Genomic DNA, 12,321 nt, shown 5'->3' on the forward strand with positions numbered 1-12,321 from the left:
GAGGGAAATATAGGCCTTGTGTGGTCCGTTCGCGGGCTACGGCGCCGCTACTCCAGATCGAGCAGCGCCGCGATGTCGTCGAGGTAGTCGTCGTAGACGCCGACCGCGGACTCGATCGGGTCCGAGGAAGCCATGTCGATCCCGGCGAGTTCGACCACGTCGAGCGGGTACTTCGACCCGCCGGCCTTCAGCATCTCGCGGTAGTCGGCCGCGGCGGACTCGCCCTCGTCTAAGACGCGCTCGACGATGGCGGCGGCCGCCGAGATGCCGGTCGCGTACTGGTAGACGTAGAAGTCGTAGTAGAAGTGCGGGATCCGCTGCCACTCGCGCTCGATGCCGCCCGTGAGCTCGGCGGGCGCGTAGTAGTCGCCCTTCAGGTCGGCGTACATCTCGTCGAAGGCGTCGGGCGTGAGCGCCTCGCCGGCCTCCACGCGCTCGTGGATCCGCTGTTCGAACGTCGCGAACATCGTCTGGCGGAAGAGGGTGGAGCGGAAGCGTTCGAGGTACTCGTCGAGGACGTGCGTCCGGAGCTCGTCGTCCTCGACCGTGTCGAGCAGGTGGTGCGTGAGCAGGGTCTCGTTGACCGTGGAGGCGATCTCGGCCACGAAGATCTCGTAGCTCGCGTCGTGCCACGGCTGCGCGTCGCCGGCCAGCTCGGAGTGCATCGAGTGGCCCAGCTCGTGGGCCAGCGTGAACATCGAGGCGATGTCGTCCTGGTAGTTCATCATGATGTACGGCTGGGTGTCGTAGGTCCCGGAGGAGAACGCGCCCGAGCGCTTCCCGCGGTTCTCGTACACGTCGACCCAGCGCGAGTCGAGCCCCTCGGCCAGCCGGTCCTGATACGCGTCTCCGAGCGGCGCGACCGCCTCGATCACCCACTCGCGGGCCTGCTCGTACTCCACGTCGGGGCCCTGATCGCCCGTCAGGGACATGTAGAGGTCGTGGCTCTCGAGCTGGTCGACGCCGAGCGCCTGCGCTTTCAACTCGGCGTGCCGGTGGAGGGTGCCGAGGTTGTCGTCGACGGTGTCGACGAGGGTGTCGTACACCTCGACGGGGACGTTCGAGCCGTCGAGCGCGGCGGCGCGCGCCGAGTCGTAGTCGCGGATCTCGGCGCTCGTGACGTGCTCGCGGACGGCCTTCTCGAGGGAGGTCCCGACCGTGTTGCGCACGTCCGCCCACTCGTCGTAGAACGTCTCGTGGACGCGCCGGCGGAACTCGCGGTCCGGGTTCGTCTGGAGCTTCGTGAAGTTCGCCTGCGTGATCTCGACCTCCTCGCCGTCGGGGTCCTCGACGACGCCGTAGGTCATGTCGGCGTTCGTCAGCATCGAGTAGATCTCGCCGGGGGCGTCGGTGACCTCGGAGAGGTCCGCGAGCACCTCCTCCACCTCGCTCGACCGCGTGTGCGGTTTCATCCGCAACACGTCGTCGAGGTAGTGCTCGTACTCGACGAGCCCGGGCTCGTCGTCGAGGAACGCCGCGACGTCCGCGTCGGACAGCGACTGGAGCTCCGGTTCGAGGTAGGAGATCGCGCTCGACGCCTCGGAGCCGAGCGACGACGCCTTCGCGGACATCGCCTGGTACTCCTGATTCCGCGTGTCCTCGGCGCTGCGAAGCTGCGCGTAGGTCATTACCTGCCGGAGCTCCCGGAAGATCTCCTCGCGCAGTTCGAGCAGTTCGAGGAGCGTCGCCGCGTCCGCCGTCACGCGACCCTCGTAGGCGCGGAGCTCGTCGATCTGCTCGCTCACGGCCTCGTAGGCCGCCTCCCACGCCTCGTCGTCGGCGTAGATGCCGTCGAGGTCCCACTTGTACGCCGCGTCGATCTCCGATCGTTCGGGAACCGAACTCATACCGTTCGGGTCGGCCTCCCGCACACTAAGCCTTGTCAAACCCCGCGCGTCGAGCCGATACGCGTGGGAAACGTTAGCTCGTCTCTGCCGCGTCCCCGTCGGCCCACTCCGCGAGGTCGACGATCAGGACGAGCGCGTCCTCGCCGTCGCGGTAGTAGCCGCCCACCCGCCGGATCGGCTCGAACCCCTCGTCGGCGTACAGCGACCGGGCGGGGTCGTTGCTCTCGCGCACCTCCAGTCGAACGACGGCGACGCCGGTCGCGCGGAGGCGGGCGAGCCCCGACCGGAGGAGGGTCCGACCGATCCCCTCGCCGCGGGCGTCGGGGTGGACGGCGAGGTCCTTGATGTGGCCGATGTCGCGGCCGTGGTTCGGCGTCCGGTCGGCGACGATGTAGCCGACGACCGCGCCGTCGCGCACCGCCACGAGGAACGCCGGCTCGTCTAACAGCCGCTCGAAGGCGTCGTGCGGCCACGGGTCCGAGAAGCAGGCGCGCTCGATCCGGACCACCGCGAGGAGGTCGGCGCGCTCGACTTGCCGGATCGCGACGTCGACGCTCACGGACCGGCTTGACGCTCGCGGGGAATAAACGCGCCGGGGTTCGCTCACCCGTCGATCCAGGGTTCGTCCCTCCCGGCGTCCGTCGGACCGGGGGCACACACTTCGAAACAGGCTCCCTCGGGCGTTCGGAGCCGTCTGCCGTCCGGGAGGTCGACGGGCCCGTCGGCGACCGACCGCAACTCGACGCTCCACCCGTGCGACTCGACGACCTCGCGGACGATGTCGAGCCCGTACCCCGTCCCGTCCGCCCGGGTGGTGAACCCCGACTCGAACACCGCCTCGCGGTCCTCGGGATCGATCCCCGTTCCGTCGTCGGCGACGAGGAACCCCTCGTCGGTCGCGGTCACGAGAACGGTGAGCCCGTCGTCCCCGTCGATCCGGGCGCCTTCGCTCGGGCCGTTCTCACCCGCGGCGTCGTCGGGACCGGTCTCCGTTCCCCCCGCCGCCTCGGGTCTCGCGTGTTCGGTCGCGTTGCGGAACAGGTTCTCCAAGGCCTGTCGCACGCGACCGCGGTCGCCGCACACGCGGGCGTCGCGGGCGACGACCAGGTCGGCGCCGTCGCCCTCGGCGGCGGTCTCCCAGGCGTCGGTCGCGACGCTCGCGAGCCCGAACTCGGTCGGCTCCTCCATGCCGGTACCCTGTCGCGAGAGCGTGAGCAGCTCGGAGACGAGCTGGTCGATCCGGTCGACTGCGCGCTCGCCGCGTTCGAGCGGGTCGGTCTCGTCGTTCAGCCGCGCCATCTCGATCGAGCCGCGGATCACGGAGAGGGGGTTCCGGAGGTCGTGCGAGACGATGCTCGCGAAGCGGTCGAGCCGCTCGTTGCGGTCGGTGAGTCGCCGCTCGCGCGCCTTCCGCTCGCTGACGTCTCGGGAGTTGATGAGCAGTTCGCCGACGGGGCTGTCGGCCGGCAGCGACCGGGTCCGCGACTCCAGCCAGACCCAGTCGCCGTCGGCGGTGCGGTAGCGGTACTCCAGCGTCGGCGCCGCCTCGGGTTCGTTGAGCGCGCGGTAGAACCGCTCGGTCATGCGCTCGCGGTCGTCCGGGTGGACGTAACCGAGCGGGGAGCGCCCGACGGTCGAGCCCTGTTCGTAGCCGAGCACCTCGGCGACCGAAGGGCTCTCGTAGACGACGAGGCCGTCCTCGTCGACGACGGTGACGAGGTCGGTGCCGTATTCGAGGAACGCGCGGTACCGCTCCGGGAAGGTGCGGTCGGCGTCGACGCGACGGACGGTGACGATCCGCCCGCCGAACTCCGGGGCGAGCTCCTCGTCGACGACGGACTCGACCCACGCGTACCCGCCGCTCGCGCGGCGGAGGCGGTGGGTGACCGTTCGCGTCGTCGCGCACGCCGACAGCGCGTCGGCGACCGGGTCCCGGTCGCTCGGGTGGACGCGGTCGAGGAGGTCGCTCCCGACGAAGGCGTCGCGGTCCACCCCGACGACGTCTGGCACCGACGGCCCGGCGAACAACACCTCGCCGTCCACGGCGACGGCGAGGACGAAGCGGTCGGCCTCACGGCGCGGCGGCTCTCCGTCCGCCGGTCTCGGATCTCCCTGCGCCGGTCCGCGGTCGAGGCCAACGGGCGGAGTCGACGCGGACCCGCCCTCGGTGCCGTCCCCGTCGCGAACCGACCGGTCGCCGATGCCGCGTGGAATGTCGGCTGCGGCTCGGGCGTCAGTGTCGGCGGAATCGCCCTCGTCGGCATCGCGGCCGGGCGTCGACGTGTCGGATGGCCGGAGGGTCACTGTCTATTCTACCAGTGATGCGGCGGCCGGGTAGTAAAGCACCACGGCGAGAATATCGAGTGCGATAACTAGAACGGACCGACACCCGCCGGATCCGGCCGGCGGCGCGGTCCTTCGGGAGCAGTCGGTGGCGCGGTCGTCGACTTTCGGTGACGGACGCGAACGCCGGTTCCACGCGGTTGGTACGGTTATCGACTCCGGCATCCGACGCGTCGACGCGGCCGGTCGACCTCTCACACCTCGTCGACGACTTCCCCCTCGGCCCACGCCGCCTCGAAGCCGTCGCCCACGCGCGTCGCGAACCCGCGGTCGCGCAGGTCCAGTATCCCGAACAGCCGGTCTGGCGCGAGCGGGTCGGCGACCTCCAAACACACCTCCTCGCCGTCGATGAGGTAGAAGTTCCCGTAGGCGTCCTCGGTCACGCGCAGTTCGAAGGGCCCCTGCGCGATCGTCAGCGTCGCGCGGTCCTCGTCGACGGCGGCTCGGGCGTCCTCGAACACGTTCGGCGATATCAGCACGGAGACGTCGACGCCGCTCCGGATCGCCGCCAGGAGGCGGTCGAGTAGCTCCGGCCCCTCGCGGTCCACGTCGAACTGCGCGGAGACGTCCGTGGCGACGACGACGATCGACTCCTCCGCGGCGTCGATCCGCTCGAAGAGCAGTTCGAGTGAGTCGTCCGCGCCGACCGCGGCGGTCCAGAACCGCTCGCCCGTCGTCTCGGCGTCGGCCAGTCGGTCGATCAGCTCCGACTTGCCGGACTCGTACGTCTCGATCCGCTGTCGCAGTTCGCGCTGTTTCGTCTCGACCAGCCGGTCGACGGCGACTTCGGGCTCGACGGGGGCGTACCGCTTCGGCTCTCGGTCGGTCTGGACGCGGACCAGTCCGCGGGACTCCAGCCCCCCGAGCGCGTCGTAGATGCGGCCCTTCGGCACGCCGCTCTCGTCGGCGACGGCGGCGGCGGTTCCGGTCCCGAGCGCGAGCAGCGCGCGGTACGCCCGGTCTTCGTAGCTCGACAGGCCGAGGTCGCGGAGCGACTCCATATCCCTCGTAGGCACGTCCCACACAAAGCAACGGCGTTCGCCGGCGGCGACCATATATAAATAGTCCGTGAACAACCCGAACCGGTTTCGATTTTCTCTGTCGATCCGCGATCCGTTTCGTCCGGAGAGTATTCGATAGCGGTCCGGATCACGCGACGAAGCCGCGTCTTTGTCGACGGCGTCTCCACCGACGCCGATCAGATAACTTTCGAAAACAGACACGTTGTTGTCGGAGGTTCCCGAAGGGTATTACGTCGCAGTCTCGTAGCCGAGGGTACGTAATATGAGTCGAATCCGGACGGTCGCCGTCCTCTTCCTCGTCGCGTCGCTCCTCGCGACCGGGACGGTGGTCGGGCAGCAGGCCAACGACACGGTGCGCGGCGACCCCGATATCGAGGCGTTCGCGCCGGAGACCGCGTTCGTCCCCGGCGAGGAATCCACGCTTCAGGTGAGCCTGAACAACCGCGGCGACGTCGACGCGCAGGGGGCCGACAACCTCGAGACCGAGGTGGTGACGGCCTACGAGACGACCGCTCGGATCCTCACCGGCGACGCGACCGACCGCGAGGTCCCCTTCGACGTGCGGACCGGCGAGCAGGCGGTCGGCGACGTCGGCCGCGGCGTCACCGGCCCGGTCGAATTCACCGTCGTCCCCGACGCGGACGCCGACCCCGGCGTCTATCGCGTCCCGATCCGTCTCGAGTACCGGAACGTGGAGAGCGCCGAGGTCGACGACGGGTCCACCGTCCGCGACGAGGAGATCGTCACCGAGACGGTGTTCGTCTCCGTGGAGATCACCGACCGCGCGCAGTTCGCGGTCGTCGGCGTCGACGGCGTCGTGCAGGCCGGCGACAACAGCATCGTCGACGTGACGATGCGGAACGTCCGGAACGAGACCGCCTACGAGGCCAGCGTGGCCGCGAACCCGATCGACCCCGACCTCTCGTTCGCCACCGACGCGGGGACGACGGAGACGTACGTCGGCGCGTGGGCGCCCGGCGAGAACCGCACGTTCTCGTACCGGCTCGCCGCCGCGGGGCAGGCGACCGCGCGGGCGTCGACGCTGGAGTTCGACGTCGACTACCGCGACGCCGAGCGCGCCAACGCGGCGGCCCGGACGGTCCGGACGGGCGTGACCCCGCTCTCCCGACAGGCGTTCACCGCCGAGGGACTGAACAGCACGCTCCGGGTCGGCGAGGACGGATCGTTCACCGTCGAGGTCCGCAACCGCGGTCCCCGCGACATCGAGAACGCGGTCGTCGTGTTCAGCAACGAGGCGCCCGCCCCCGACGGCGTGGGCCAGGAGACGGTCCAGTCGGACCCGAACATCGTCCCCCGCTCGACGCGGGACACGGTCGGCGACCTCGCGGTCGGCGAGACGGCCACCGCGACGTTCGACGCCGGTCTCCGGACGGACGCGAACCCCGGCGAGCGGACGGTCAACGTGGCGGTCCGCTACCGCGGCCTCGCCACCGACGAGGGCGTGAGCGTGAGTCGGACGGACAACGGCACCATCTCGCTCGCGTCGACGGGGTCGGCCGGCGACGTCATCGTCTCCGACCCGCTCGACGTCGTCGTCGACGTCGCCCCCGAGGCGGACGTGTTCTCCGTGTCGCCGGCGCCGAACGCGACCGTCCCGTCGACGGTCACGCCGGGGTCGACCGTCCGCTACAACGCGGTCGTCCGCAACACCGGTCCCGAACCGATCTCGGACGTGCAGGCGAAGCTGTTCGTCGACTCGCCGCTCTCCTCGTCCGACGACGAGGCGTTCGTCACCTCGCTCGACCCGGGCGAGGAGACGACCGTCACCTTCGAGATGGAGGTCGACGGCGGCGCCACGCCCAAGACGTACTCGGGGGCCGTGGACTTCCGCTACGACGACGCCGACGGCGACGAGCAGCTCTCGGACACCTACCGGCTCCCGGTCGAGGTCGTGCCCGCCGACGACAGCGGCGCGCTCTCCTCGCCGCTCGGGATCGTCGCCCTGCTCGGCGTCGTCGCGGTCGGCGGCGCCTTGGTCTGGCAGCGCGGCCGAGTGAGCGAGGCGATATCGCGGCTCCGTCGCCGCCTCCGATCCCGATAGATGGACCCCGTTACCCGGCTCTTCGGCGCGATCACTGACCGGGTCATCGAGCAGCCGCGCCGGGTCGTGATCGCCTGTCTCGTCGTGACCGCCCTGTTCGCGCCCGGGATGGCGCTCCTGGAGGCGAGCGCGGGTAGCGACCAGTTCACCGACGGGATCGAGGAGGCGGACGCGCTCGACCGCGTGAACGAGCAGTTCGAGCCGGCCTTCGGCGGCGACGACCCGACGACCCAACTGATCCAGCGCGACGTCAACGTGCTCGACCGTCGCGGGCTCTTGGACATGCTGGCGACCGCCGAACGGCTCTCCGATCGCGACAGCCAGCGGGTGACGGAGTTCTCCGCGGCCGCGATGGACGTGGCCGCCGAACTCGACGAGGACGCCGACACGCCGGCGGCGGCCCGCGACGCGATCGAACGAGCCAGCGAGGGCGAGATCGAGGACGCGGTCGCCGCCGCCGCCGAGGATCCCGGCTTCGCGACCCTGCTCTCCGACGACTTCAACAGCGAGTCGGGGACGGCCTCCGCGGCGCTCGGCGTCGTCTCGCACTCGTTCCCGGCGTCGGCCGACACGCAGGCGCTCCAGGGCGAGGCGCAGGTAATCGCCGAACAGGCCCCGGGCGACGTCACCGCGTTCGGGGGCGGGATCGTCAGCGACGAGACCGAACGCGTCATCTTCGACTCCCTCGGAATCGTGGTGCCGGCGGCGCTCGTCGTCATCCTCGGGCTGCTGGCGTACGCGTACCGCGACCCCTTCGACTTCGTGCTCGGCGGGGTCGCGCTCCTGATGACCGTCGTGTGGACCTTCGGGTTCACCGGCTACGCGGGGATCGCCTTCTCCGAGGTGTTGATCGCGGTGCCCGTCCTCCTCTTGGCGATCGGGATCGACTTCGGCATCCACACGGTGAACCGCTACCGGGAGGACCGCGCCGCGGGCGCGTCCCCCGAGACGGCCATGCGCGGCGCCCTCGGACAGCTGGTCGTCGCGTACTCGATCATCACGGGCACGACGATCATCGGCTTCCTCGCGAACCTGACGAGCTCGCTGCCGCCGCTCCGGGAGTTCGGCCTCGTCGCCGGGCTCGGCATCTGTTTCACCCTCGTCATCTTCGTCGGCTTCCTCCCGGCCGCCAAGCTGATCCTCGACCGCTGGCGCGCGGAGCGCGACCTCCCCGAGTTCGGCTCGCAGCCCCTCGGCGCCGAGGACTCCGTCCTCGGCCGGCTCCTCCCCCGACTGTCCGCCGTCTCGCGGCCCGCGCCCGCCGTCTTCCTCGTCGTCGTCCTCCTCATCACGGCGGGCGCCGCGGGCTACGGCGCGGGCGTCGACACCACCTTCGAGGACGACGACTTCCTGCCGCCCAGCGAGCAGCCGGCGTACGTCGACTACTTCCCCGGGCCGCTCCAGCCCGGCGAGTACACGGCGACGGAGACGATCGACTTCCTCTCCGACAACTTCGCCACGAGCGAGGACGACACCGTCACCATCTACGTGGAGCGGCGCATGACCAGCGACAGCGCCCTGCGCAGCCTCGCTCGCGCCGAGCGCGATCCGCCCGACACGTTCGTCACGGTCGACGGCCGCGCCAGCGTCGACAGCGTCCAGAGCCCGATCGACGCCTACGCCGCCGAGGATCCCGAGTTCGAGCAGCTCGTCGAGAACTCGGCGCTCGACGGCGGGCGCCCGAACCGGAACCTCGACCGGATCTACGCCGAGTTGCGGAACTCGGGCTACGACGACTTCACCGGCGAGTACCTCGCGGACGACAGTCGGTCGACCCGGGTGGTCTACGCCGTCGAGTCGGACGCCAGCGACGCCGCGATCGCCGCCGACGCCCGCCGGGTGGCCGACCGCTACCGCGGGGACGCGATCGCGACCGGCCAGATCGTCGTGTTCCAGGCCGTCGCCGACACGATCTTCGACTCCGCGATCGTCTCGCTGGCGGCGGCGCTCGGGCTCTCGGCGGTGTTCCTCGTAATCCTATTCTGGCTGCTGCTCGGCAGCCCGACGCTCGGGCTCGTCACGCTCGTCCCGGTGACGGTCGCCGTCGCGACGCTCACCGCCACGATGCGGCTCGCGGGCATCCCGTTCAACGCGATCACCGCGACGATCCTCGCGATCACTATCGGGCTCGGGGTCGACTACACCGTTCACGTCGCCCACCGGTTCCACGACGAGTACAGCGCCGGCGGCGACGTCGACGCCGCGGTGGTCACCACCCTCCGCGGGACCGGCGGCGCGCTCACCGGCACGTGGGCGACGACCGCGCTCGGAACGGGCGTCCTCGTGCTCGCGATCACGCCCATCCTCGGCCAGTTCGGCCTGCTGACCGCCGCCAGCATCACGCTCGCGTACCTCGCCTCGCTCATCGTGTTGCCCCCGGCGCTGGTCGTCTGGGTCGCCGCCGTGGAGCGCCGCCCCGGACTGCTGTTCGTCGGTCGCCTGCTCGCCGCCGCCGACGCCATCGACGTCGACGTGGACGACGGGACCACCGTCGACCGGCCCCGGACGGACGGCGGCGCCGACGCGGCGGTCGCGTTCGACGACGGAGCCGACGAGGCAACCCGCACGGACGGCGGCGTCGACGCGTTCGAGTGGCAGACCGACCCGCGGTCGTCCGCCGACGATCCGAGTCAGAAGCGTTAAACGCTCGCCGCGGATATCGCGTCGTGAGGGCGCGTAGCTCAGCGGACAGAGCACTTGGTTCCGGACCAAGATGCCGCGGGTTCAAATCCCGTCGCGCCCGTATAGCATCTGACCTCTTAGGGTCAACATCGATCGCGCTTCCGTCACGCGATTTTCGGTCGGCCTTTATACGTACCCTACGTTGAGTCCGACACGAACCATGTCGCCGCCTCTTGCGTATGGTGATTTACTGCTTCAAAAATAAAATTACTGGCGTTATCTAAGCCGGGTATTCGATTCTGCGCTTTATCTCTCTCAGCCGTTCCATCACGTGTTTTTCTTCTCGCACTTTTCCGCCAGCGTTTATTTCACAAATCAAATATTCGGGATAATCAAGCCAATGAACGTATTGTTCTCTGTGCGCGATTTTCATTTCTATATTACCATCATCATCGAACCAAAATTGCGCACGAACCTTGTGATCCCGCGTTTTGGGTTCTGCTTCGATGATTTTAGATAGTTCATCATTTGTCGGTTCATATTCAATCATAGCCTGTTCTTGTTCGCCAGTTGGATCTGTTATTTCCATAGCAAATGTATGTAATAGTTCTGAAAAAATGTTAGGGAATTTGATGAATATATGATCAGATGGCTCTGTTGAAATCCTCAGGAAGTGATATATTCTGACCCGGTTGCGGTCAATACAGAAGAAGTGGAAATCACCCGTATCTGACGGTTTTAATACTGTTGTTGAAAATGAAGCAACATGATCCCGAAGAAGGCTATTACAGTATACATTACGCTCCCTTGTCTCCTATATGGCGTATTCTTTGTCTTAGCAGTCACACGGTATTCCGGCATGATTGAGAGAAATACGCTGTATGCCGCACACACAGTATTTGGTGGTTACATCGCCTTCATTGTCTACACAAAACGAGACCAACTGACCGCGGTGTAAGCACTCTTCAGCGACCAGCTGTTTCAGATAATAATGTGTCTGAAGAATAGGATTTCAACAGAGCCGATCAGATAATATCTGCTCGTTCTAATTGTTCTGCCACCTGCGCATCTGACAACGACCAATAATGGTCTCGAAACGTCCCGTGATCATCCCACCCACCCCAATCCATCACTATATCGGATGGGAGACCGCTATGAACCAGTCGTGTCGCCCATGTACGTCGCATATCGTGCGCACTCACATCATCGGCGTGCGGGTGGTCAATTGATTCAGCGGCTTGTGAGACCCAATTCTGGACGGTTCTCTTAGCAACGTCTATAATTGGGTCACCTTGGCTCAATTCCAGCGTATTGGCTATTGTCCTGATTTGATTTCGTGTCTCCGGGGTGATCATTGTCTGTCGTGTCCCATACTTCCCATCAACTACCGTGAGTAGGTCATAATTGGCGTCTGTGGTCTCGATGCTGTCTTTGCTAATGTTTGGTACCTCTCCTACTCGGAGACCGCTGAAAAGCATTAGACGGAGTGCCAACTGTTTCTTAGGCGATTCATTGTAGTGTTCGGTCATCTGTTCTTGTTCGGTCTCGGAAAGCCAACACCGATAATATCCTGAATCTGTTTCTTCTAATTTCATATAATTATATGTCAGCATTTAAATTTAATAAGTGTTTTCGTCTTTTCCAAGAGTTTGGCGAAAATAAAATGGGTTCTGTACCTGTTTATCCCCTGCTTTGAGTCTATACCAGAGAGAATTTTTCACATTTTACAAGAATATGTGAATATTAATATATGTCTGTCATCACGTATCCGTCTTTAGTCTTTTCAGCCCATCCAATATCACGCCAAGTAACAATTATCCTATCCATTTCATCACGAGGCATATCTACCATCTTCACTAATTCTGATCTGCTTAGTGGGCCGTAACTTTTGATCAAATGCGATAACATCCTACTCTTATAAGGTAATGATTCGACTTCCATACCAATTTTTCAATGCTTATTCAAATAAATGCTTGTTTCTGTTGCGGACTATCTCCCTGTTTTGACTTCTACTTTATTTATGGTTTTACCCCTCAAATCTCTCCAGTCATGCGTTTTGACGCATGTCAGTTAAATTTATTAATCTCACAGACAACCGTACGAGCATGAAGTGGCGTACCACAAAAGTAGATCTCGATTCCCATGTATTTGGGTCGGACGTAGAAGAGATTGAGTACCTCACCAACTGGTGGGTCATTGACCGCAGTAGCGGTACTATTGTTATTGGTCTCGATAACTGTCGCCTATGTTTGCGGAACGATCGACTGATCGCAATTGTCCGTGTTCGTGACGATCTGGACTCGATTTCAAATAAGCATGAGATCTTAGAGGTTGTGTCCGAATTGACCGGCAAAATTATTCGAAAGCTGGAATAAAAACCGATATTTTATTGAACATACCCCAAAAAATACCTGTAGTCAACAAT

9 protein-coding genes and 1 tRNA gene are annotated in these 12,321 nt (G+C 65.3%); 3 read left to right on the top strand and 7 right to left on the bottom strand.

Annotated features, from left to right (window positions below):
- Positions 1-47: 47 nt before the first annotated feature.
- From pepF to ACZ5KW_RS04080, 4 genes are all read right to left on the bottom strand, one after another.
- Complete coding sequence (pepF, locus tag ACZ5KW_RS04065; protein WP_343776216.1) at positions 48-1,847, bottom strand: oligoendopeptidase F; 1,800 nt, start codon at positions 1,845-1,847, stop codon at positions 48-50.
- A gap of 73 nt (positions 1,848-1,920) precedes the next feature.
- The gene (gene rimI, locus ACZ5KW_RS04070; protein ID WP_343776214.1) at positions 1,921-2,406 is read right to left on the bottom strand and encodes a ribosomal protein S18-alanine N-acetyltransferase; all 486 of its coding nucleotides are present in this window, start codon (positions 2,404-2,406) and stop codon (positions 1,921-1,923) included.
- 44 nt (positions 2,407-2,450) lie between these two features.
- A complete protein-coding gene (locus tag ACZ5KW_RS04075; RefSeq protein ID WP_343776212.1) occupies positions 2,451-4,151 on the bottom strand; it encodes a PAS domain-containing protein in 1,701 nt (566 codons plus the stop codon).
- Between the two features lie 233 nt (positions 4,152-4,384).
- Complete coding sequence (locus tag ACZ5KW_RS04080) at positions 4,385-5,191, bottom strand: TrmB family transcriptional regulator (protein ID WP_343776211.1); 807 nt, start codon at positions 5,189-5,191, stop codon at positions 4,385-4,387.
- A gap of 283 nt (positions 5,192-5,474) precedes the next feature.
- On the opposite strand from ACZ5KW_RS04080, the gene ACZ5KW_RS04085 reads away from it, so the two are divergent.
- The 3 genes from ACZ5KW_RS04085 to ACZ5KW_RS04095 all read left to right on the top strand — a co-directional run bounded on the left by ACZ5KW_RS04085 (position 5,475) and on the right by ACZ5KW_RS04095 (position 10,017).
- Positions 5,475-7,274 (top strand): COG1361 S-layer family protein, encoded by a 1,800-nt coding sequence (locus ACZ5KW_RS04085; RefSeq protein WP_343776209.1) that lies wholly within the window; start codon positions 5,475-5,477, stop codon positions 7,272-7,274.
- Complete coding sequence (locus ACZ5KW_RS04090; RefSeq protein WP_343776208.1) at positions 7,275-9,917, top strand: efflux RND transporter permease subunit; 2,643 nt, start codon at positions 7,275-7,277, stop codon at positions 9,915-9,917.
- A 27-nt stretch (positions 9,918-9,944) separates the two neighbouring features.
- Positions 9,945-10,017: transfer RNA gene (locus tag ACZ5KW_RS04095), tRNA-Arg, on the top strand.
- A gap of 159 nt (positions 10,018-10,176) precedes the next feature.
- On the opposite strand, the gene ACZ5KW_RS04100 is transcribed toward ACZ5KW_RS04095, so the two are convergent.
- From ACZ5KW_RS04100 to ACZ5KW_RS04110, 3 genes are all read right to left on the bottom strand, one after another.
- Positions 10,177-10,485 (bottom strand): hypothetical protein, encoded by a 309-nt coding sequence (locus tag ACZ5KW_RS04100; protein WP_343776206.1) that lies wholly within the window; start codon positions 10,483-10,485, stop codon positions 10,177-10,179.
- Between the two features lie 436 nt (positions 10,486-10,921).
- Complete coding sequence (locus ACZ5KW_RS04105; RefSeq protein ID WP_343776204.1) at positions 10,922-11,491, bottom strand: site-specific integrase; 570 nt, start codon at positions 11,489-11,491, stop codon at positions 10,922-10,924.
- A gap of 148 nt (positions 11,492-11,639) precedes the next feature.
- Positions 11,640-11,837 (bottom strand): hypothetical protein, encoded by a 198-nt coding sequence (locus ACZ5KW_RS04110; protein ID WP_343776202.1) that lies wholly within the window; start codon positions 11,835-11,837, stop codon positions 11,640-11,642.
- Positions 11,838-12,321: the final 484 nt, after the last annotated feature.

Source organism: Halorubrum ejinorense (assembly GCF_055389685.1).